The following is a 22,302-nucleotide window of genomic DNA, read 5'->3' on the forward strand; positions in this document are numbered from 1 at the left end:
CGAAAACAGCGAGGGGAACATCTGATGGTCTGGTCCAGGGTGGTCACCGACCCTGGACCGCAGATCGACGCCATCGCCCCCCGGGCGGTCCGCCCGTCCCGAGGCGCCCGGTCGAGACGACAGCGGGAGCTGGTCGGTGGGCTGTTGCGCTGCTATCCGGTCAGCTTCTTGGTGCTCGCCCCGTACGCGTTGCTGATCTTTCCGATGGCGGTGTTCTACGACAACCCGCAGACCGGCTTCATCGTGCTCCTGGTGGGGTTGGCCCTGCTGGGTAGCGTCTCGGTGGAGACGCTGGGTCTGCTCTTCGGGCGTCCCGATCCGCAGTGGCGGCAGGGGATGCGACAGGCGACCGCCCGCTATCCCCGGATCTATCCGGTGGCCCGGCTGGTGACGCTGACCAGCATCGCGGCCGATCTGCTGGGCACCTACCTCGGGCGGGGGAGTATCGTCGCGCAGATCTCCGGGGAGTTGTCCGACGCGCCGATGGTGGCGCTGACCAAGCTCTTCTCCGGCTGGGGCGCGCTCGGCTTCGCGTTGCTGGTCGCCAGCCACCTGGGCGGCCGACTGTCCCGGGGCAAGCTGTACGGCTGGCTCGCCGCGCTCGTCACCACCCAGGCGGTCGTCACCATGCTGACCGCCCTCACCGCCCCCCTGGTCGCCTTCCTCTTCTTCGTGGTCTCCGCCGGGGTGGTCTGTGGCGTGTTCCGGCTGCGGTACCTGCTGCTCGGCACGGTGGTGATGGTCCTGCTGTGGCCGGCCATCTTCGAATACCGCAACGAGATCCGCCAGGACCAGGGCATCGAGGTGAGCGATGCCGTGACGGCAGTGGACCGGATCCGCCTGGACCGGCAGTTGACCCTCGTCGCGGGCATCGAGGTCCCCGTCGACCTCGGTCAACCCGGCCTCGTCGACCACCTCCGGTACGGGCTGGTGCCCCGGATCGTCGATCCCGACCGGCCGGCGCTGTCCACCGGGCAGCAGATCAACCAGTTCCTCGGCGGCGGCCCGACGTCCGCCTCCAACTTCCTGCTGCTGGGCAACATCTGGTTCTTCGACGGGCCCGTCGGGGTGCTGGGTGTGCACGCCTTCTGGGCGGGCTTCGTGGCCTTGTTGCTGCGGTGGCGGGCCCGGCCCGGCCCGGCCCGGTTGAGCCTGTTCTGCCTCGTCTGCTCGGACGTGCTGCTGTGGTCCGGCACCTACCCCGAGTCGACGATCGCCTTCCTGCAACACGTGGTGTCGGCCATGACGGTCTTCTTCCTGCTGTGGCTGACCCGCAGGATCCCCCTCGGGGCAGGTGACCGTCTGGCGCCGCCTGCCGGCGGGCGTACGCGTTCGGGAGCGTTGCGTGGCCCCGGTCGGCATGGCGTTCACCGCGAGGGGGACGCCTGATGATCGGGCCCAGGGCGGCCGGAGGGCAGCTGGTCGTCGACTGTGGAACCGGGCTCGGGGTGAGCGGCGCGGGGTCGGCCGGGCCGGGCCACGGCGGCTGGTCCCGACGGCAGCGGGAGCTGGTCGGCGGGCTGCTGCGGTGCTATCCGGTCAGCTTCCTGGTGCTCGCCCCGTACGCGGTGTTCATCCTCCCGATGGCGGTGCTCAACGACAACCCGCAGACCGGCTTCATCGTGCTCCTGGTGGGGCTGGCCCTGGTGGGCAGCGTCAGCGTGGAGACGATGGGCCTGTTCCTCGGGCGTCCCGATCCCCGGTGGCGGCAGGGGATGCGACAGGCGACCGCCCGCTATCCCCGGATCTACCCGGTGGCCCGGCTGGTGACCCTGACCGGGATGGTGGCGAGCATCACCGGGGCCCACCTCGGGCGGGGGACCGTCGTCGCCCAGGTGTCCGGCGACCTGTCCGACAACCCTCTCGCGATGGTGTGCGCCCTCTTCTCCGGTTGGGGCACCCTGGGCTTCGCCCTGTTGGTGGGCAGCCACCTCAGCGGTCGGCTGTCGTCGCAGCGGTTGTACTGCTGGGTGGCCGTGCTCGTCGGGGTGGAGGCGTACGTCGCGGCGCTGACGGCCCGGTCCGCGCCGCTGGTCGCCCTGGTGTTCTTCGTCGCCGCCGCCGGGGCGGTCTGCGGGGTCTTCCGGCTGCGTCACCTCCTGCTCTGGGCGGTGGTGCTCCTGCTCGCCTGGCCCGCCATGTTCGCCCAGCGCAACGCCATCCGGGAGGAGCGGGGGGTGGCGGTGGACACCCAGGTCACCGCTGCCGACCGGCTCCGGCTGGACAGCCAGCTCACCGCCGTGGCGGCGTTCGAGGTGCCGGTCGAGATCGGCCAGCCCGGTGTCGCCGACTACTTCAGGTACGGGCTGGTGCCCCGGGTGCTCGATCCGGACCGGCCGGCGCTGTCCACCGGGCAGCAGATCAACCAGTTCCTCGGCGGGGGGCCGACGTCGGCGTACACCTTCCTGCTGTTGGGCAACATCTGGTTCTTCGACGGGCCCGCCGGCATGGTGGCCGTGCACGCCTTCTGGGCGGGCTTCGTGGCGTTGCTGCTGCGCTGGCGGAGCCGGCCCGGCCCGGTCCGGCTGACGCTGTTCTGCCTGGTCTTCTCCGACGTGCTGCTCTGGTCGGGGACCTATCCCGACTGCACCATCGGGTTCCTGCAACACGTGGTGTCGGCCGCACCGGTCTTCCTGCTGCTGTGGCTGACCCGCAGCGGCCCCGCCGGTCGCGACGACGAGGTGAGGCTGCCGGTGGGTGCCGTCCGGTGACCGTTCCGGTCCGCTCCCGGGCTGGCCGCGCCGGTCCCCCGGATGCCCCCCGACGCGGTCGCCGGGCCCTGCTCGCGCTGGTCGTCGGGGGGCTGTCCAGCGGGGGCAACCTGCTGGTGGCGGTCACCGTCACCCGGCTGGAGTCGATCGGCGGGGTGGGCGAGTTCGCGTTGGCCTTCTCGTGTTACGTGCTCGGCTCCGGGCTGGTGCGCAGCATGGTGACCGAGGCGACGCTGGCGGCGGGGACGGGCGTCGCCACGGCCACCCGACGGGTCGTCCTGCTCGGCGTGCTCTGCGGTGGCCCGGTCGGTGCCGCCGGGGTGGCCTACGGGTCGCCCTATCTGGTCGGGGTGGGCCTCGCCCTGCCGGGCCTGGTGCTCTACGACCACGCGAAGGCGGTCGCCGTCGGGCTCGGCGTCCCGTCGGGCGCGCTGTGGCAGGAGGCGACCTGGGCGGCGGTCACCTGCTGCGCCGCGCTGGCCGGCCTGCTCGGCCTGGTCGACGCGCCGTGGGTGGTGGCCGGCTGGGCGGTCGGCGGCGGCGGCGTGGGCGTGGTCGTCGCGGTCCGGCGCGGCTACGCCCTGCGGCCCGGCTGGTACGTCGACCGGACGCAGCGCCGGGTCGCGCTGGGATTCGGTACGCAGTTCCTGCTCACCACCGGGTCGGCGCAGGTGTCGCTGAGCGCGGTGGCCGCCTTCGCGGGCACCCCGGTGGTCGGCGCGTTGAGCGCCGGGCGGACCCTGCTGGGGCCGGTGAATCTGCTTCTGTCCACCGCGGCCACGCTGACCCTGCCCTACCTGGCCCGCACCCGTACCGCGTCCCGGTCGGTCCGGTCCCGGGCGGCCGTGCGGGTCTCGCTGCTGGTGGCCGTCGGTGTCCTGCCGATGACGGCGGCGGTCGCCCTGCTGCCCGACCCGCTGGGCAGGATGCTGCTCGGCGGCAACTGGGAACTGGCCCGTAGCCTGCTGGTGCTGCTGGCGCTGGAGAGCCTGTTCGCGGTGCCGGCCGCCGTCGGCTTCGCCGGGCTGCGGGTGGAGCAGGCGAGTCGCCGGGCGATCCTGCTCGGCGTCCTGCTGGGCGGGCTGCGGGTGCCGGTGGTCGTCGGTGCGGCGGTCCTGGGCGGGGCGGTCGGCGCGGCGGGCGCTCTCGCGGCGCTGGCCCTGGTCAGCGCGGTCGCCTGGGCGGGCAGCTACCTGCTGCTGCTGCGGCGGGTGGCCGGCCACCCGCCGGCCCACCGGGGGGATGGCCGGTCCCACCCACCGGCTCACCGTCGACACCACCCGGTCCCACCCATGGGCTGATCGGGAGCGGAACCGGGTGGCGTCGGCCGGGACGACGGCTCAGCCGACGGCCGCCAGGGCGGCGCGGACGCGTTCCACCACCGTCTTGACCCCCGGCTCGGTCAGCTCCGGATACGTGGGCAGGTTGATGCCCCGCCGGCTCAGGTCGACGGTCACCGGGCAGTGCGCCGTCGGATCGTGGTGGGCGGGCAGCTCGGGGATCGGCACGAAGAAGGGCCGGGTCTCCACGCCGAGCCGGTCCAGCGCCAGCGCCAGCGCGTCCCGGGAGGTGGCGTCCCCGGCGGGTCCGACCAGGAAGCAGGCCATCCACGGCGCGCGGCGGACGCCGGCGAGCACCGGCTGGGCCGACAGCGACGGCTCGTCGGCGAGCTGCGCCTCGTAGCCGGCGATCACCGCGTCCCGCCGGGCGATGATCTCGTCGGCCCGGTCGAGCTGGGCGCAGAGCAGCGCGGCGGACAGGTTCGTCATCCGGTAGTTGTAGCCCAGCACCGGGAAGTAGTACCGCCGCCGCGGGTCCATGCCCTGGTTGCGCAGCAGCCGCATCCGCTCGGCCAGCGCGGTGTCGGAGGTGGTCACGCAGCCGCCCTCGCCGGCGGTGATCACCTTGTTGCCGAAGAACGAGAAGGTCGTGGCGTCGGCCAGGGAACCGGTCGGCTCCCCGTCGAGGGTGGCCCCGAAGGACTCCGCGGCGTCGGCCACCAGGAGCAGGCCGTGCCGGTGGCACAGCGCACGCAGGGCCGGGTAGTCGGCGGGGTGGCCGTACAGGTCGACGGCGACGACCGCCCGGGTGCGTGGCCCGATCGCCGCGGCGACCGCGGCCGGGTCGACGCACCAGCTCTGCGGCAGGACATCCACGCAGACCGCCCGCGCCCCGCAGTACGCGACGGCGTTCGCGGTCGCCACGTAGGTCAGCGCGGGCACGATGACCTCGTCGCCCGGACCGATGCCGGCGGCGGCGAGGACCAGGTGCAGGGCGACCGTGCCGTTGGCGGTGGCGACCGCCGTACCGGCGGCGCACCGGCGGGCGAAGCGGTCCTCGAAGTCGGTGAGGAAGGGGCCCTGGGAGGAGACCCAGCCGCTGCGCACGGCCTCGACGACGTACCGTTCCTCCAGGTCGGACAGGCTCGGACGGGCCACCGGATAGCGGTCGTCGGTCAGGCTCACGAGGGTTCCTCCCCGGTCAGTTCGGCGGCGAACGCCGAGCGCGGCATCGGTCCGGGCCGGCCGTCGGCCACCCAGCGCAGCACGTCGAGGTAGTCGCCGCCGGTCGCCGTCCAGGTGCGGGTGGCCAGCCGGCCGTCGGCGTGCCGGGCGGCGGCGGCGTAGTGCGCCCGGTCGGCCAGCAGCCGGTAGACCGCCTCGGCCAGCGAGGCGGGGTCGGTGGCCCGGAAGACGGCCGCCTCGGCCCCGGTGAACTCCAACTGCGCCAGCAGCGGCTCGGCGTCCGCGCAGGCGACGGGCAGGCCCCAGCTGAACGCCTCCAGCATGGCACCGCTCGCCGCCTCCCACAGCGACGGGATCACCACCGCGTCGGCGCGGGCGTAGAGGGCGTTCAGCTCGTCGAGGGTGACGAAACCGGGAAAGGAGACCCGGCCGCGCAGGTCGGGCTGCGCGGCGCGGGCGAGCAGCCGGCTGGCGTCCGGCTCGACCAGCGGCCCGGGGCAGACCAGCCGGCACTGCGGCAGCAGCGCCATCGCCTCCAGCAGCGTCGCGTGGTTCTTGTGGCTCGCGGTGGACGACGGGTAGAGCAGCAGGCCCGGTTCGGGGCGCGCGGCGGCGCGGGCGGGCGCGGGTTGGAACGTCGGGGTCGGGATGAGCGCGGTCCGCTCCGCCGCCTCGGGGAACAGCCGCAACATCTCCCGGTACGGGTGCGGCCAGGTGACCACCACGGCGTCGGCGCGGGCCACGTTCTCCCGGACCACCGCGGCGAAACCGGGGGCGTGGAAGGCGGCCAGCAGGTGCCGCAGGTCGTGCACGACGACGACGGACGGGCCGGGACCGATCGGGGCACTGTGGAACGGGTGGAGCGTGACGTCCGCGCCGCGCTGCCGGGGCACCGAACGCTGCCGGACCGCGTTGACCGCCCGGCGTACGGCGAGGGAGTCGCGGACCCGGGTCGGTGTCCACCGGCGCAGCAGTTGCCCGCCGGCGGTGTCCGAGCGCAGCGGCTGGGTGACCTCGGCCCAGCCGAGCCGGTCGGCGGGCACCTGCTCGCGCCACCGGTCCAGGGTGCCCCGCAGGATGTTCACCCGCAGCTCGCATGAGGTGTCGGCGGCCATGCCGGTGAGCAGGCCGTAGGTGAACGCCTCGACGCCGGCGGCGTGGCCCGGCCGGATGGGGGTGGCCTCGACGGTGATCCTCATCGGTCCACCCGCACCAGGCGTCCCATCCGCTCGTCCTCCAGCAGTTGCCGGTCGGCGTCCACCATGATCCGTACCAGGTCGCCGAAGAGGGTCTTGGGCGCCCAGCCCAGCCGCCGCCGGGCCTTGGTGTAGTCGCCGATGAGCGCGTCGACCTCGGCCGGGCGGAAGTAACGGGGGTCGATCTCGACGTACCGTTGCCAGTCGAGCCCGACCCGGTCGAAGGCGGCCTCGACGAACTCCCGCACCGAGTGCCCCTCGCCGGTGGCCACCACGTAGTCGTCGGGGGTGTCCTGTTGCAGGGACAGCCACATCGCCTCGACGTACTCCGGGGCGTAGCCCCAGTCCCGGACGGCGTCGAGGTTGCCCAGGTAGAGCTTGTCCTGGATGCCGGCCTCGATCCGGGCGACCGCACGGGTGATCTTGCGGGTGACGAAGTTCTCGCCCCGCCGGGGGCTCTCGTGGTTGAACAGGATGCCGTTGACGCAGAACATGTCCCACGACTCACGGTAGTTGACCGCCGTCCAGTAGGCGTAGACCTTGGCGCACGCGTACGGGCTGCGGGGGTGGAACGGGGTCTGCTCGCGTTGCGGGGGCGGGGCGGAACCGAACATCTCCGACGAGGACGCCTGGTAGAAGCGGCAGTCGACGCCGGCCGCCCGGGCCGCCTCCAGCATCCGCAGGGCACCGAGCCCGGTGACGTCGGCGGTGTAGCCGGGGATGTCGAAGGAGACGCGGACGTGGCTCTGCGCGCCGAGGTTGTAGATCTCGTCCGGCCGGATGTCGCGGATCAGCGCGGTCAACGACGCCGGGTCGGACAGGTCGCTGTAGTGGAGGAACAGCCGGGCCTCGCCGTCGCGGGGATGGACGTCGACCCGGTCGATCCGTTCGGTGTTGAACGAGGACGACCTTCGCTTTATCCCGTGCACCGTGTAGCCCTTGTCGAGTAGGAACTCGGACAGATAACTACCGTCCTGACCGGTGGTGCCGGATATGAGTGCCACTCGCGACATGGGGGTCCTCTCGGGCCGGGTCAGATGTGTGTTCGCCGACTTCCTTATACCGGCTTACACCCTGCTTGCTGCGGGTTTTGCGGCTAATGTTCGACAGCTTCGCGATAATTGCGGAACGCAGTCACGAAAAGCGTCTCCGCTCGTTGAGCCACTCAGTTTCGTGTCTTCAGCGAGGAGCGAGGATGGCCGGCGACACCAGCCCCGCGACGGAAGTCGACGAACGGTTGGCCGAAGCCGACGGGAAGAGTTTCCGGGTCCTCGTCACGGCCGGCTACTTCAGCCCCGGCTGGCGCGCCGGAGGACCCGTGCGATCCCTGTCCGACGTGCTCGACACGGCGAGCGCCGGTGTCGCCACCGTCCTGCTGACCCGCGACCGCGACCTCGGTTGCCCCGCCGCCTATCCCGGCCTGTCCGGCACCTGGGTACGCCGGGGCCGCACCGACATCTTCTATCTCGGCCCACGGCACCCGGCGCACTGGCGGACGCTCTGGCGCTCGCTGCGCTCGGCCCGGTTCGACCTGCTCTACGTCAACAGCGTCTGGTCGGTCTTCTCGATCATGCCCATCGTCGCGGCCCGGCTCGGCCTGCTGCGGGCGGAACGCATCCTGGTGGCCCCCCGGGGCGAGTTCGGCGCGGCCGCCCTCGGCCTGCACCGGCTGCGCAAGCGGGTGTTCCTGGCCGGCTGGCGGTGGATGCTGCGGGGCCCCCGGGTGCTGTGGCACGCCACCGGCCCGCAGGAGGCCGCCGACATCCGCCGGGTGCTGCCCCGGGCCCGCATCGGGGTGGTGGCGATCGCCCCCGGCCCCGAGCCGCACCCCGCCCCGGCCGAGCTGCCGCCCGCCGACCACATGCGGCTGGTCTTCATCAGCCGGATCTCCCCGATGAAGAACCTCGACCTGCTGCTCGCCGCGCTCGCCCACGTCCGGGCCCCGGTCCGGCTGGACGTCTACGGCCCGGTCGAGGACCCGAGGTACTGGCAACGCTGCCGGGAACTGTGGGCGGCCCTGCCGGACCCGTCGGTGGTCAGCTACCGGGGTGAGCTTCCCCCCGGGCAGGTCGGCCCGACGTTCGCCAGGTACGACGCGTCCGTCCTGCCGACCCGGGGCGAGAACTTCGGCAACGCCATCGCGGAGAGCCTCGCGGCGTACTGCCCGGTGATCTGTTCGGACCGGACGCCGTGGACGTCCGTGCTGCACGACGGCGGTGGGCAGGTGCTCACCGAGCTGACCCCGGCGGCGCTGGGCGCGCTGCTCACCCGGAGCGCCACCGCCCCGCCCGCCCAGCGACGCGCGGCGCGGCTCAGCGCGGGGGAGGCCTACCGCCGGTGGCGGCTCAGCCGGCCCCGGGTCAGCGTGCTCGACCAGGCGTGGCGGGCGGTCGACGAACCGCCGCACCGGGTGCCCCCGCAGGGCCGGATGTCGTGACCACCGCCGACCCGTCCGGCCGGCGGTGCCCGCAACCACCGAGACCAACCACGAGGAGACGTCCGTGACCCGGGTGATGACCGTCGTCGGGACCAGACCGGAGATCATCCGCCTGGCCCGGGTGATCGACACGCTGGACCGCACCGTGGAGCACACGTTGGTGCACACGGGACAGAACTGGGACCCGGCGCTGTCCGACATCTTCTTCACCGAGCTGGGCGTACGCCCGCCCGACCGCTTCCTGCGGGCCGACACCCGGTCGCTCGGCAGCCTGCTCGGCGCGGTGCTGGTCGGCACCGAGAAGGCGATCGGCGAGCTGCGACCGGACGCGCTGCTGGTGCTCGGTGACACCAACAGCGCCATCGCGGCGCTGATGGCCCGGCGGATGAAGGTGCCCGTCTACCACATGGAGGCGGGCAACCGCTGCTTCGACCTCAACGTGCCGGAGGAGACCAACCGGCGGCTGGTCGACCACGTCGCCGACTTCAACCTGGTCTACTCCGAGCACGCCCGGCGCAACCTGCTCGCCGAGGGCCTGCACCCCCGCCGCATCCTGCACACCGGCTCACCCATGCGGGAGGTGCTCGACCACTACCGGCCACAGATCGAACGGTCCACCATCCTGGCGCAGCTCGCCCTCGAACCGGGCGGCTACTTCGTCGTCAGCGCCCACCGCGAGGAGAACGTCGACCACCCGGACCGGCTCCGGCGGCTGCTCGACTGCCTGTGCGCGGTACGCGACGAGTGGCGGCTGCCGCTGCTGGTCTCCACCCACCCGCGTACCCGCAAGCGGCTGGAGGTGCTCGCCGTCGACGGCACGCTCCTGGACGGCATCACCTTCCACGAGCCGTTCGGCTTCTTCGACTACGTGACCCTGCAACGGCACGCCCGGTGCACGCTGTCCGACAGCGGCACCGTCAGCGAGGAGGCGGCGATCCTCGGCTTCCCGGCGGTGACCCTGCGGGAGTCCATCGAACGCCCCGAGGCGCTGGACGCCGGGGCGATCGTGATGACCGGCCTCGACCCGGCCGGCGTGGTGGAGGGCGTACGGGTCGTGGTGGACCAGGTGGCGACCGGTCCGGTCGACTGCCCGCCGGACTACCGGGTCCCGGACACCTCACGCCGGGTGGTCGACTTCATCCTGTCGACCGTGCGCCGGCACCACGACTGGGCGGGCATCCGCCGCTGACCCGGGCGTCACCGGCCGGGCGGGCACCCCGGTGACCACCGTGCCCGCCGGGACGTCCCGGGTCACGCACGCGCCCGCGCCCACCACGGCGTCCCGACCGACCCGCAGTCCCGGCAGGACGGCGGCGGTGGTGCCCACCATGACGCCGTCGTCCAGCCGGCAGTAGCCGGAGACCGCGGCGAGCGGATTGACCGAGACGTGGTCGCCGAGCACACTGTCGTGCCCCACGGTGCAGTTCTGGTTGAGGTGCACCTGACGGCCCAGCACCACGTTCGTCGTCACCCGGGCCCCGCCGGCCGCGAACAGCCCCTCCCCGAAGACGCAGTCCGGCCCGATCTCGGCAGCCGGGTGCACCACCGTGGCGGCGGGTAGGCCGTACCGGGCGAGGGCCCGGTCGGTCTCGCGGCGCAACCGGGGATGCCCGACGCCCAGCGCCACCGTCAGGCCCGCCGGGCCACCGGCGAGCCAGCGGGTGGGGCCGAGGAAGGGGACACCGAGCCGCCGCACCCGGGCCACGTTCTCCTCGGTCGGGTAGTCGTCGACGAAGCCGAGGACCCGCCACGGCCGCGTACCTGCCGCGCGGGCGTTGAGCAGCCGAATTACCCCGAACATCTCCCTGCCCATCCCGCCCGCGCCTACGATCACTACGTCGGTCGTCAACCGTTGCCCCCTCGGCCACGGGGAGCGCCGGTCGCGCTCCGCCCGCCACGCCCGCAACGCACCGCCGGTGCCTGCCCGGCGTGGACGGCGGTACGGGTCGAGTCCACGGCCTGTGGACGCACCCCTCCCCTCGACTGCGACCTCCCGCCCGGGTCGGGCCCTGCGGCCACGGCCCGCGCGGTGTCGACATCCCTACGGGACGCCGCTTCTCGGGCGGCACGGTGAAGGTGGACCGATGGTGAACAAGTTGACAAGGCTGCCCTCCCTGGACGTCGCCGGCACGCCACGACGGTCCGTGGGCACCTACCGGGTGGTCGCGACCGCAGGGGTGTTCGAGCCGGGCTTCCGGGGCGGCGGCCCGATCCGCTCGCTGCGGTTCATCCTGGACACCCTGCCGGGGGATCTCGACGTCACCCTGATCACCCGGGACCGGGACCTTGGCTCGTCAGCACCGTACCCCGGTCTGTCCGGAACGCTGCTGCGACGCGACGGGCGGTCCGCCGTCTTCTACCTGAACCCGTGGGCGCCCCGGCACTGGGTCCGGCTGGTCCGCCACGTCCGGGCCCGTCCGGTCGACCTGCTCTACGTCAACAGCATCTGGTCGTTGTTCTCGGTACTGGCGATCCTGGCGGCGGCGTTGCGTCTGGTCCGGGTCGGGGCCGTCCTGGTCGCCCCGCGCGGCGAGCTGTCGCCCGGCGCCCTGGCGATCAGGTCGACCAAGAAGCGGATCTTCCTGGCGCTGTGGGCGCCGCTACTGCGTCGGGCGCGGGTGCGCTGGCAGGCGTGCAGCGTGCTGGAGGAGCGGCAGATCCGGGCCAACCTGCCGTGGGCGCAGGTGATGGTGAACGGCAACGAGAGCCCGATCCCGGCGGACCCGCCTCCACCCGTCGTCATGCACGACGGCCCCCTGCGACTGGTCTTCGTAGGCCGGATCTCGCCGATGAAGAACCTGTCCACCGCCCTGGAGGCGGTCGCCGGCGTCACCCGGCCGGTGGAGTTCGACATCTTCGGCCCGCCGGAGGACCCGCACTACTGGTCGCGCTGCCGACGGCTCATCGCGGCCATGCCGGGACACGTCCGGGTCCGCTACCTCGGCGAACTCGTGGCGGCGGACGTCATGCCGACGTTCAGCCGGTACGACGCCTTCCTCTTCCCCACCCTCGGCGAGAACTTCGGCCACGTGATCCTGGAGAGCCTGGCCTCGGGCTGCCCGGTCGTCTGCTCGGACAACACGCCGTTCAGCGACCTGATCGCCGACACCGGCGGGATGGTGGTCCGGCCGGCGACGGCGGCCGGCCTCAGCCGGGCCCTGGACCTGCTCGCCGACCGGACACCCGCCGAACGCGCCGAGGCCAAGGCCACCGCCGGGCGGCGCTACCGGCACTGGCGGCAGCGGCACCGGGAACTGAACGTGCTGGAACACGCCCGCCAGTTCTGCCGCTGACCGCCGAGGGCGGTGGCCACCCGTCACCGGGGCCGTACCCGGCTCGTTGTGCCAGTGACCGGACCCGGCTGGTGCCGGCAGCCCGTGACCGTACCCGACCTGCGATCGAGGACAGCCAGTGCCCAGTCGTGTTCGTACGATGGCCCGGCGCGTACGGGACCATCTGGCCGCGTCCCGCGACCCCGAGGCGTTCGTCAGGTCCCTGGGGGTCAACCTCACCGGCCGGGTCAGGTTCTACGGGGTCAACCGGGCGATGTTCGGCTCGGAACCCTGGCTGATCACCATCGGCGACAACGTCTACGTCACCTCCGAGGTGCAGTTCATCACCCACGACGGTGGCACGCTGATCCTCCGCAAGGAGTACCCCGACCTCGACTGGACCGCGCCGATCACGATCGGCGACGACGTCTACATCGGCATGCGCGCGATGATCCTGGCGGGTGTCACCATCGGCAACCGGTGCGTCATCGGGGCCGGTTCGGTGGTCACCCGGGACGTCCCGGACAACACCGTGGCGGCCGGCGTCCCGGCCCGGCCGGTGCGCACCACCGACGAGTACCTGGAACGGCTGCGGGCCAAGTCGCTGGGCATCGGGCACCTGCCCGTCCCGGCCAAGCACGAGGCGATGAAGCGGATCTACGGCGTCCCCACCGGCTGACGCCGACGACGCCCCGCCCGATCACCCGACCGCCTGCTCGGCCGCCGGGTCAGGCCCGCCGGTAGGCGACCTGCGGCGGGGGGAACCCGTGCACCCCACCGATGTTGATCGCCCCCAGCGCTCCGGTCACCGCGCTCACCTCGTAGCCGAACCGGTCGCCGGTCATCGCCGCCGCCGTCGAACCCAGGTTCAGCACGGTGGCGCAGCCGACGCCACCGGCCCGCACCGTGGGCGCGGTGCCGCCACTGACCTGCCACACCTGCGCGTACCAGTGCCAGCCGGCCGGCAGCAGGACGGGCGCGCCCAGCACCGACTCCTTCACCCCGACGGTGGTGACGGCCACGGTGCCGAAGTCGGCGACCGGGCCGAGCAGGGCGGGCCGACCGGTGGCCGGGTCGTGGGCGTACACGCCGTGGCGCAGCACACCGGTGCCGACCCGGGTCACCTCCACGCACGCCCGGTCGACCGGGGTCGGCTCGGCCAGGAAGAACGGGTGCAGCAGCAGCCGCTGGTAGGCGCCGGTACAGGTGCTCTCCACCGTCGGGCCGGACCGGACGAGGAAGTAGCCGCCCCGGGCCCGGGACGCCCCCGGCAGCGGCTGCGGCAGGGCCTCGTCGGGGTCCGCGCGCCACGTCCCGTACCCGGGGGAGGCCGGCACGGCGTACGGCACCCCGGCGACGGTGACCCGGTCGGGCACGGTGAGGTTCGTCGCGCCCACCGGGACCAGCAGCCGGTGGAACAGCTGCGGCGCGGCCAGCTCGGCCTGGGCGACGGTGCCGACCCGTTCGATCACCACGAAGTCGTCGTCGCCGGTGGAGACGACGAGTTCGGTGGCGGTCGACGGCGGGGCCAGGTAGCGGCGGTAGGCGGTCCCGGTCACCGACTCCCCGGCGGCCAGGGTGCGCCCCCACACCAGTTGCGGGTAGTTCTTCTTCAGACTGGAGCTGATGAACCAGCTCTTGGCGGTGGTGTAGCGGGCGCGGACCTGCGGCACCCCGTCCGCGACCGGCAGCAGTCCGACGGCGATGCCCCACTGCTGCACGCCGCCGCCGCTGACCACCCACTGGGTCATGCTGGCCGCCGGCATCCTCCGGTCGACGAGGGCCGCCGGGGTGACGTCGGTGAGCGCGGCGAGGGTGTCGATGTTGGCCCAGACCGACCAGTTCAGGCCGCCGGCCACCCCCACGTTCGGCATGAACTGCCGGCGGGACCCGCCCGTCACCGGCGTCAGCGGCGCGCACTGGGTGACGCCCGCGTTGAGGGCGAACCGGGTCAGGGCGGTCACCGTCTGGGTGACGAGCAGGCCGCCGCCGGGCGACCAGCGGTAGACGTTGGCGATCCGGCACAGCGACGGGATCCTGGGCATGATCGTGGCGATCGGGGTGCCGACGTTCGCCCGCGCCGTGTCGATCATCCCCTGGTAGGACGGGATGAGGTAGGACTCCCGGATCACCAGTTCCAGGCCTGTCGACCGACCGTCGGGCACCGGCCGCCCGTCGAGTTCGACGGCGACCGTGTGCGAGTGGGTGGCGGGGCGGATCTGCACGTCCGGGGTGAGATTGGTGATCGGCACGGTGGTCCGGTTGGTCGCCCCCGAGACGTGGGTGAGCGGCCCGGCCGGCTTCACCCGGGCACCCTGCGCGATGCCGTCCACCACGGTGTACGGGTTGCCGAACAGCAGGCTGCTGGCGTTGGTGACGGCCAGCAGGGTGAAGATGCGGGTCCCGTCGCTCCACTGCGACCCCACGTCGGCGGTCGTCTTGCCGTGGTTGGCCACCACGATCTGGTTGCCGACGTTGTAGCCGTGGTTGCCGCCGACGTAGGACCAGCCGGTGTTGATCGGGCAGTTGTCGTCGGAGGTGTCGTGGATGCGGGTGCCGACGGCGGACATCACCGGCCACACCTGGGCGTCGGTCGCGGTCGAGGGCACGAGGCTCACCTGCGGCAGGCCGGAGTGCCACAGGCCGACCATCCCCTGGGGGTACGCGAGGTTGGCCGGCATCACCACGTCCCGGGTGGCGTCGAACCGCGACCTGACCGACATCAGGGCGTTGGACCGGTAGACGATCAGCTCGGGCATCCCCCACCTCCACGACGCACGACGATGCAGTCACTGTGCGCGTTTGCGCAGCTCACGGCGTTTTTCGGTCGGCTCCCGGACAGCACCGTCGGCCGTTCGGCGGATGCCGGCCCGCCCGGAGGCCGACGTCCCCGCCGTGGGCAGGGTGAATTTCGCGTCGCCGCCGTAACGTGCCGCGTCCCGGCTCGATGTACAGGTGATGTGCGTACATGGGGGTGGTTCATGCGCATTCTGATCACGGGTGGCGCGGGTTTCATCGGCGCCAACCTGGCCCGCGCCGCGCTCGGCGAGCCGGCTGTCAAGGAGGTCAGCGTCCTCGACGACTTCTCGGTGGGGTTGCGGGGCAACCTCGCCGGGCTGGACGTCGACCTCGTCGAGGGGTCGATCCTGGACCCGGCGGCCCTGGACGCGGCGATGGCGGGCCGGGAGGCGGTGGTCCACCTGGCCGCGCTGCCCAGCGTGCCCCGGTCGCTGCGCGACCCGCTCGCCTCCCACCACGCGAACGCCACCGGCACGCTGATGGTGCTGGAGGCGGCCCGCCGGCACGACGTGGGGCACGTGCTGGTCGCCTCCTCCTCGTCGGTGTACGGGATGAACCCGGCACTGCCCAAGGTGGAGCTGACCTGGACCCGGCCGATGAGCCCGTACGCGGCCAGCAAGCTCGCCACCGAGGCGTACGCGCTGGCCCACCAGGCGTCGTTCGGGCTGCCCACGCTGGCGTTCCGGTTCTTCAACGTGTTCGGCCCCGGGCAGCGCCACGACCACCCGTACGCGGCCGTCATCCCCCGGTTCACCCACGCCGCCCTGCGCGGTGAGCCGGTCGAGGTGCACGGCGACGGCACCCAGTCCCGCGACTTCACCTATGTGGGCACGGTCTGCGAGGTGATCCTCGACGCGCTGCGCCGCCGGGTGCACCATCCGCATCCGGTCAACCTCGCCTTCGGCGCGCGGGCCAGCCTGCTCCAGGTCCTCGACGAGTTGGAGGAGCTGTTCGGCCGGCCGATCGCCCGGGAACACGTGGCACCGCGTACCGGGGACGTCCCGCACTCGCTGGCCGACAACACCGCCCTGCGGGAGTTGTTCCCGGACGTCACCCCGGTGGCGCGCCGGCAGGGACTGCGGGCCACGGCCGAGTGGCTGGCCGAGCGGCTGGCCGTCGCCCCCGCCACCCTCCGGTGACCCGGGCCGTGGGCCGGGCCGCCGCCGGCACGGCCCCCACCGCCGCGACGGCCGCCGCCGCGACGACGACGAACGCCGCGACGGCCACCACCGGTACGACGGCCACCGGTACCACGGCCACCGCCGCGCCGCCGGCCGGCTTCCCGGCGTCGGGACCGGGCCGGGACCGGACCGTCACGGTGGGCATCGCCACCGCGATGGTGGCCAAGGGGATCGGCCTGGCCGCGCCGCTGGTGATGACCCCCGCCTGCTTCCGGTACCTCGGCGAGCAGCGGTACGGCCTGTGGATGGCGATCACCGCGCTCACCGGGATGGCCTGGTTCGCCGACCTGGGGCTGGGCAACGGGCTGCTCACCCGGCTCGGCCAACTGGCCGACGACCCCCGCCAGCAGGCCCGGGAGATCTCCGGCGCGTTCGCCACCCTCGGCGTGGTCGCGGTGCTGCTGCTGACCGCCCTGCTGGTGGTGACGCCGGTGGTGCCCTGGGTGGAGCTGTTCGCCGTCGGTGACCCGGGCGTCGCCGCGCAGACCCCCACCCTGGTCCTGATCTGCTTCGGTGCCTTCGTCGTCAACATTCCGCTCTCGCTGGTCCAGCGGGTGCAGTACGCCCGTGGCCAGATGGTGCAGAGCAACGCCTGGCAGTCGGCCGGGGCCCTGGCCGCCCTGGCCGTGGTGCTCGCCGCCATCACCGCCGGCTGGCCACCGCTGGTGGTCGTCGCCGGTGCGGTGCTGGCGGTGCCGGTGACCAACCTGCTCAACACCGTCACCTACTTCTGGTCCTGCCCGCCGGCACACCGGCCGGGGCCGCGACTCGTGCACCGCGACACCGTCGCCGGCCTGCTCCGGCTGGGCGTGCGGTTCTTCGTGCTCACCACGATGTCGTCGATCGCGCTGAACGTGGACAACCCGCTGGTCGCCAACGTGCTGGGGCTCGCGGCGGCGGCGCACTACGCGGTCGTGGGGAAGCTGTTCGGCGTGCTGTGGGTCTTCGTCGGGCTGGTGGGCATGACGGTCTGGCCGGTCAACGGCGCCGCCCTGGCCCGGGGCGAGGTGGACTGGGTACGCCGCAACACCCGGCGCATGGTGCTGCTCTACGGCGTGGTCGTGGGCTCGGTCGGGTTGGCGCTGGTCGTGACCGGCCACCGGTTGATCGCGCTCTGGCTCGGGTCCGTCGACCGGTCGACGATCCGGCTGCCCGTCCTCGTCGGACTGGCCGGCTGGTCGCTGCTGGTCGCGGTCACCTCCCCGCTGATCATGGTGCAGAACAGCATCGGCCTGCTCCGGCCGCAGTTCGTCGGATGGGCGGCGTTCCTGGTGCTGGCCACCGTGCTCAAGGTCTGGGGGCTGCGCCAGTTCGGCCTGGCCGGGTTGCCGGCGGCGGCCTGCGTCGCGTACCTGTCGACCATGGTGCCGGCCGCGCTGGTGGGCTACCGGCGGGCGCTGGCCCGGTGCGGTCCGTCGTGACCGGCCGGCTGCGGGTGCTGCGGGTCGTCGGCGAGCTGAACTTCGGCGGCACCGAGATGCGTACCGCCGAACTGCTGCCCCGGCTCGCGGCCGGCGGCGTCGACCTGCACCTGGTGACCCTCAGCGACCGGATCGGCCCGGGACCACTGGCCGACGTGGTCGCCCGGCACGGCGGCAGCGTCACCGCGATCCCCCTCGACCCGCGCTTCCCGCTGCGGTTCCTGCGGCTGCTTGGGCGGCTGCGCCCAGACGTGGTGCACGCCGACTGCGCCAACTTCTCGGGTGTGCCGCTCGCGCTGGGCGCGCTGCGCGGCGTACCTGGGCGGGTCGCGCACTTCCGGGGCGACGACAACGCCTCGCGCACCCTGCGCCGCCGGGTCTACCGGTGGGTCTGCGGGCGGCTGCTGCGCGTCTGCGCCACCGACATCCTCGGTGTCTCGCCCAGCTCGCTGACGTTCGGTTACCACCCGGGCTGGCGTGCCGACCACCGGTGCCGGGTGGTGCTCAACGGGCTCGACCTCGACCGGCTCCGTCGCCCCAGCCCCGACGACCTGCGGGCCCTGATCGGCGCGGGACCGGCCGACCTGGTCTGCGTGACCGTGGGCCGGGCCTCACCCGAGAAACGCCGCTGGCTGCTGCCGCCGATCCTGGCCGCGCTGCGTGACCGGGGCGTGTCCGCGCATGCGGTGCTCGTCGGGCCGGGTGACCCGGCCGACGACGAGCGGGTCCGCGCGGCGGCCGACGCCGCCGGGCTGGGCGACCGGGTGCACCTGCTGGGTCCCCGCGACGACGTGGGCGGGCTGCTGCGGCAGGCCGACGTCGTCGTCCACCCGTCCTGCCTGGAGGGGCTGCCCGGGGGCGTGCTGGAGCCCGTCGCGTTGGGCGTCGGCACGGTCGCCGCCGACCTGCCGGGCGTGCGTTTCATCGACGAGCGGCTGCCCGGCGTGACCGTCGTCGGGGTCGACGCCCCGCCGCAGGTGTGGGCGCGGGCGGTGGGCCGGGCGGCGGCGTACACCGCGTCGACCGCCCCCGCGGTGGCCGCCGACCGGTTCTTCCAGAGCCCCTTCGCCATCGACACGGCAGCCACCACCCACCTGGAGATCTACCACCGGTGGGCGGCGGCCCGCCCCGGGCGGGACCGCACGCCACGACAGAGCAGCCGGCCACCGGTCGGCTCGGGACGGTGACAGAGATGAACGAACAGACCGTGGTCGTGAACCCGCGACCCCTGCCCGACGGCGGACCGACCGGGCGCACCGGCCCACCGCGTCCGCTGCTCGTCGGGGCCTACGCCTTCCCGCACGGCGACGCCACCTCCAATCGGCTGTTGCAGCTCGCCCGGTCCGCCGCGCCCGAGGGCACCCGCACGCTCGTCGTCAACGACTGGCCCTGCGAACTGGCCTTCCCCGCCCGGCCACCCGAGCCGGCCGGCGTCGACCTGGTCACCCTGCGCGTGCGGGGCCGGCACCGGCTCACCCGGCTGCCGGCCCGGCTGGCCCGCCCGGTCCGCGTGCTGCGGGCCGCCCGCCGGCAGGGGGTACGCCGGGGCGACGTGAACGTGGTGCTGCTCCCGATGGCGCTGATGACGCTGGGCAACTGGACGGTCCTGCGGCTCGCGCTGCGCTGCCCGGTGGTGGTCGACGCCAGCGAACGCCACGACCGGCGGCAGTTCCGCCACGGCTGGCTCACCCCGTACTACGTCCGGCACCGCTGGTCGACGTTCCTGGCCACCCGGCTGGTCGACCGGGCCACCGCGGTCTCCACCACGTTGGCCGGCTACCTCACCGGGCACGGGATGACGGTGCTGGTGGTGCCGCCGCAGGTGGACTGCGACGACTTCCCGACCTCCCGGCCACCCGCGCTCGCCACCGGCCTGCGCCTGCTCTACGCCGGCACCCCCGGCCGCAAGGACATGCTGGACGTGATCCTGCGCGGGATCAGCCGGCTCACCCCGCAGCAGCAGCGCCGGGTCAGCCTCACCATCGCCGGGGTCACCCGCGAGGACGCCGCCACCCACTCCGACCTGGACGTCTCGGTCCTCGACGGGATCGTGGCCGAGGTGCGGTTCCTCGGTCGGGTGCCCCGCGACACCGTGCTGACGCTGCTCGCGGAGTCGCACTTCTCGATGCTGGTCCGCCCCACCGGCGGGTACGCGGCCAACGGTTTCCCGTCCAAGGTGCCGGAGAGCCTCGCCGCCGGCTGCCCGGTGCTGCTCAACCACACCAGCGACCTGGCCGCCCACGTGCACGACGGCGTCGAGGGGCTGGTGCTCGACGGCAACGGCCCCGACGACGTGCGGTGGGGGATCGAGCGGGCGCTGCGGCTGCGCGACGAGGAGTGGACGGCGATGAGCCGGGCCGCCCGGTCCCGGGCCCGTGGGTCGTTCGACCACCGCGCCTGGCGGGCCGAGGTCAGCGCCTTCCTGGTGGCCGACGAGCGGCGCTGAGCCGGGCACGGAAGAAGCGGTGGGCGTCCCGGTCGGGACGCCCACCGTCGGGTTACCTCAGCGCAGGGCGGGGACCGGCAGGCGGGTCAGGTCGCCGGCCGGGGCAGCGCCCCCCGGCGGGGCCGCCGTCGTCAGGGTCGCCGCCGGGTCCGCGTCCGGTCCGTCGGCGTCGGCGCGTTCGCCGGGCAGGTGCAGCAGCACCCCGGCGACCACGCACCAGAACACGTACGGGTACGTCTGCCCGGTGCCGAAGATGGCCGACTCGGTGATCTGGATCAGCAGACCGGTGACGACGAGCCAGACCAGCCCGGAGTCGGCCCGGCGCACCGGGGAGCGCAGGGCGACCCGTCCGACGGCCAGCAGCAGCAGCACCAGCGGCGCCACGGCGGCGAGCCCCAACTCCAGCAGCAGTTGCAGGTAGCTGTTGTGCACCACGCTCACCCCGGTCCCGAAGGACTCGTCGAGGCTGGCGAGGGCGAACAGGTGGTTGCGGGAGGCGTACCCGAAGCCCAGGGTGGGGCGGTTCTGCCACCACAGGTCCACGGTGGCCTGCCACATCTCGGTGCGACCGTTGGACAGGTCACCGCCGGTGGGGTCGGTGAAGCGCAGCATGAGCTGCCGCACCCAGGGGCCGGTGAACAGGACCGGCAGCAGGTTGAACAGGTACGCCACCAGCAGCCCCACGGCCAGTCCGGCACCCAGCCGGACCACCCGACCCAGCCCGTTGCGCAGCACGACCCAGCAGGCCCCGGCGAGCACGGCGATCAGACCGGTGCGGGACTGCGACAGCAGCAGGCAGGCGACGGCCGGCACCATGCCGAGCAGTTCCACCCGCCGGCGGGACTGCCGGTAGACCGCCCAGCCCAGCGGCGTGGTCAGGGCGCAGACGATGCTGAGCATGTTGGGGTTGTTGTAGAGGCCCTCGAACCGGTCGGTCCGCGACAACGCGGCGACGAGCGTGCCGTCGGTGAACCCGACGCCGAGGCTGATCAGGGCGGACCCGCTGAGCACCAGGTAGACCATGCGCAGGTCGGCCAGCATGACCGCCCGGTCGGGCCACCGGCGGCGGACCAGGACGTGCACCAGCGCGGCCAGCAGGAGCAGCGCCACCCCCCGTTGCAGGGTCTCCAACGGCACCACCGACCAGGTGAAGCTCACCGTGGCCAGGCCGGCCATCGCCCACAGCGCGCCGACGAGCAGGCGGGTCCACGGGTCGACCTGCGCCACCGTCCGGCCCGGCGCGCCCAGCGCCCAGACGATCAGGGCGGCCACCGCCGCGTACCGGGGATAGAAGCTGGCCTCCACCAGGCCCGGCAGCTTGGACGAGGCGCAGACCAGCAGCGCCATGGTCAGGCCCAGCAGCCAGCGCCAGCCGTCCATCTGCTGCGCGAGCGCGAACAGTGCGAGCAGCAGCAGCGCCACCGCGCCGACCGCGATCAGCGGGACGGTGACGCTGGCGACGGTGGTGACCACCACGGCCAGGACCGCCCCGACGACCAGGCACAGTTGACCCACTCGGTTCCCCACGTGATGTCCTTCGACTCCGACGGGCCGGCAGCGCCGGCGATGGTCGTTAGCTGCGTCAGCGCGGTACGCCCGCAAGGCCCGGCCGGGCCGGGTCGGACGCCCAGCGTTCCCGGGCGGCGTGCAGCGCGGTGATCATGTCCGGCCAGCTCGGCGGACGGTAACCGGTGGCGCGGGCGAGGGCGTCCGCGCGCATCGACCGGTCGCAGACGAACGTGTCGTCCGGCACCAGCTCACCGGGCCACCCGTACACCTCGGCGACCAGCCGGAGCAGGTCGTACTTCGTGATCGGTTCGGCGGCGACGTGGTAGAGGCCGGTCAGCTCCGGCCGGGGCAGGACCACCGTGCGCAGCAGCCGGGCGAACTCCACGGTCGTCACCCCGCTGTAGACCGCCCGGGTGAAGCCGCGCACCTGACCCCGTTGGGAGAGGAACCAGTCGACCAGGGAGCGGCGGGTGGTCAGCTCGTGCCCGACGATCGACGTGCGCAGGGTCAGCGCCGACGCGCCCGTCGCCTCGCCCAGCAGCTTGGAGCGGCCGTAGAGGTCGGGCGGGTCGGGCAGGTCGTCCTCGAGGTAGCCGCCCCGCCGGCCGGAGAACACGCAGTCGGTGCTGACGTGCACGAGCCGGCCGCCGACCTGTGCGCAGGCGTCGGCCAGCAGGTGGGGGAGGAGCGCGTTGAGGGTGACCGTCGGCACCGCGTCCTGCACGTCCGGCCGCTGCTTGATGACGCCGACGCAGTTGACGACGACGTCGGGTCGCAGCTCGTCGACGAGCCGCCGGACGGCGTCGAACCGGGTGACGTCGCCGGCCGGGACGATGCGGGCCAGCAGGTGCGGGGGGTAGGAACC

Annotated in this window: 18 protein-coding genes; 11 read left to right on the top strand and 7 right to left on the bottom strand. The window is 73.4% G+C overall.

From position 1 onward, the window contains the following. Positions 1–24: 24 nt before the first annotated feature. The 3 genes from ACOJTC_RS19985 to ACOJTC_RS19995 are packed head-to-tail and all read left to right on the top strand — an operon-like array spanning position 25 to position 4,012. Positions 25–1,389, top strand: coding sequence for a hypothetical protein (locus tag ACOJTC_RS19985; protein ID WP_420118012.1), 1,365 nt, complete (start codon positions 25–27; stop codon positions 1,387–1,389). Next, positions 1,389–2,711 carry a hypothetical protein gene (locus tag ACOJTC_RS19990; protein ID WP_420118013.1) on the top strand — a complete coding sequence of 441 codons (1,323 nt, stop codon included), beginning with the start codon at positions 1,389–1,391 and terminating at the stop codon, positions 2,709–2,711. Before ACOJTC_RS19985 ends, ACOJTC_RS19990 begins: the two co-directional genes overlap by 1 nt. Continuing rightward, positions 2,708–4,012 carry a hypothetical protein gene (locus ACOJTC_RS19995; RefSeq protein WP_420118014.1) on the top strand — a complete coding sequence of 435 codons (1,305 nt, stop codon included), beginning with the start codon at positions 2,708–2,710 and terminating at the stop codon, positions 4,010–4,012. Before ACOJTC_RS19990 ends, ACOJTC_RS19995 begins: the two co-directional genes overlap by 4 nt. Positions 4,013–4,051: 39 nt before the next feature. On the opposite strand, the gene ACOJTC_RS20000 is transcribed toward ACOJTC_RS19995, so the two are convergent. The 3 genes from ACOJTC_RS20000 to gmd are packed head-to-tail and all read right to left on the bottom strand — an operon-like array spanning position 4,052 to position 7,385. Continuing rightward, positions 4,052–5,176 (bottom strand): DegT/DnrJ/EryC1/StrS family aminotransferase, encoded by a 1,125-nt coding sequence (locus tag ACOJTC_RS20000; protein WP_420118015.1) that lies wholly within the window; start codon positions 5,174–5,176, stop codon positions 4,052–4,054. Beyond that, positions 5,173–6,375 (bottom strand): glycosyltransferase, encoded by a 1,203-nt coding sequence (locus ACOJTC_RS20005; RefSeq protein WP_420118016.1) that lies wholly within the window; start codon positions 6,373–6,375, stop codon positions 5,173–5,175. Before ACOJTC_RS20005 ends, ACOJTC_RS20000 begins: the two co-directional genes overlap by 4 nt. After that, positions 6,372–7,385: a GDP-mannose 4,6-dehydratase gene (gene gmd, locus ACOJTC_RS20010; protein ID WP_420118017.1), complete on the bottom strand. Its 1,014-nt coding sequence runs from the start codon at positions 7,383–7,385 to the stop codon at positions 6,372–6,374. Before gmd ends, ACOJTC_RS20005 begins: the two co-directional genes overlap by 4 nt. A gap of 182 nt (positions 7,386–7,567) precedes the next feature. Between gmd and ACOJTC_RS20015 the strand changes: the two genes are divergently transcribed. Together ACOJTC_RS20015 and wecB are read left to right on the top strand one after the other, a co-directional pair. Further along, positions 7,568–8,809, top strand: coding sequence for a glycosyltransferase (locus ACOJTC_RS20015; RefSeq protein ID WP_420118018.1), 1,242 nt, complete (start codon positions 7,568–7,570; stop codon positions 8,807–8,809). 64 nt (positions 8,810–8,873) lie between these two features. Continuing rightward, positions 8,874–9,998 carry a non-hydrolyzing UDP-N-acetylglucosamine 2-epimerase gene (gene wecB, locus ACOJTC_RS20020; protein ID WP_420118019.1) on the top strand — a complete coding sequence of 375 codons (1,125 nt, stop codon included), beginning with the start codon at positions 8,874–8,876 and terminating at the stop codon, positions 9,996–9,998. On the opposite strand, the gene ACOJTC_RS20025 is transcribed toward wecB, so the two are convergent. Beyond that, positions 9,927–10,643, bottom strand: a complete 717-nt coding sequence (locus ACOJTC_RS20025; RefSeq protein ID WP_420118030.1) for a NeuD/PglB/VioB family sugar acetyltransferase — start codon at positions 10,641–10,643, stop codon at positions 9,927–9,929. The genes wecB and ACOJTC_RS20025 overlap by 72 nt on opposite strands. Positions 10,644–10,893: 250 nt before the next feature. Here ACOJTC_RS20025 and ACOJTC_RS20030 point away from each other — a divergent pair, with 250 nt between their 5' ends. Continuing rightward, entirely contained in the window at positions 10,894–12,102 is a 1,209-nt protein-coding gene (locus ACOJTC_RS20030; RefSeq protein WP_420118020.1) for a glycosyltransferase family 4 protein, read from the top strand. 118 nt (positions 12,103–12,220) lie between these two features. Continuing rightward, entirely contained in the window at positions 12,221–12,760 is a 540-nt protein-coding gene (locus tag ACOJTC_RS20035) for an acyltransferase (protein ID WP_358170664.1), read from the top strand. Between the two features lie 49 nt (positions 12,761–12,809). Here the strand turns inward: ACOJTC_RS20035 and ACOJTC_RS20040 are convergent, their stop codons facing one another. After that, the gene (locus tag ACOJTC_RS20040) at positions 12,810–14,840 is read right to left on the bottom strand and encodes a hypothetical protein (RefSeq protein WP_420118021.1); all 2,031 of its coding nucleotides are present in this window, start codon (positions 14,838–14,840) and stop codon (positions 12,810–12,812) included. Between the two features lie 222 nt (positions 14,841–15,062). Here ACOJTC_RS20040 and ACOJTC_RS20045 point away from each other — a divergent pair, with 222 nt between their 5' ends. Genes ACOJTC_RS20045 through ACOJTC_RS20060 form a run of 4 tightly spaced genes read left to right on the top strand, consistent with a single transcriptional unit; the run spans position 15,063 to position 19,928 of the window. Continuing rightward, positions 15,063–16,019: an NAD-dependent epimerase/dehydratase family protein gene (locus ACOJTC_RS20045; RefSeq protein WP_420118022.1), complete on the top strand. Its 957-nt coding sequence runs from the start codon at positions 15,063–15,065 to the stop codon at positions 16,017–16,019. After that, entirely contained in the window at positions 16,016–17,482 is a 1,467-nt protein-coding gene (locus ACOJTC_RS20050) for a lipopolysaccharide biosynthesis protein (RefSeq protein WP_420118023.1), read from the top strand. The genes ACOJTC_RS20045 and ACOJTC_RS20050 overlap by 4 nt, the downstream gene beginning before the upstream one ends. Beyond that, positions 17,467–18,669 (top strand): glycosyltransferase, encoded by a 1,203-nt coding sequence (locus ACOJTC_RS20055; protein WP_420118024.1) that lies wholly within the window; start codon positions 17,467–17,469, stop codon positions 18,667–18,669. The genes ACOJTC_RS20050 and ACOJTC_RS20055 overlap by 16 nt, the downstream gene beginning before the upstream one ends. Before the next feature lie 5 nt (positions 18,670–18,674). After that, positions 18,675–19,928 carry a glycosyltransferase gene (locus tag ACOJTC_RS20060; protein ID WP_420118025.1) on the top strand — a complete coding sequence of 418 codons (1,254 nt, stop codon included), beginning with the start codon at positions 18,675–18,677 and terminating at the stop codon, positions 19,926–19,928. A gap of 57 nt (positions 19,929–19,985) precedes the next feature. Here ACOJTC_RS20060 and ACOJTC_RS20065 read toward each other — a convergent pair whose 3' ends face one another. Next, positions 19,986–21,455 (bottom strand): O-antigen ligase family protein, encoded by a 1,470-nt coding sequence (locus ACOJTC_RS20065; protein WP_420118026.1) that lies wholly within the window; start codon positions 21,453–21,455, stop codon positions 19,986–19,988. Between the two features lie 55 nt (positions 21,456–21,510). After that, positions 21,511–22,302, bottom strand: a 792-nt coding sequence (locus ACOJTC_RS20070; RefSeq protein ID WP_420118027.1) for a dTDP-4-dehydrorhamnose reductase family protein, incomplete at its 5' end; no start/stop codon positions are given.

Origin of the sequence: Micromonospora sp., assembly GCF_048594385.1 — a bacterium.
Classification (GTDB): domain Bacteria; phylum Actinomycetota; class Actinomycetes; order Mycobacteriales; family Micromonosporaceae; genus Micromonospora; species Micromonospora wenchangensis.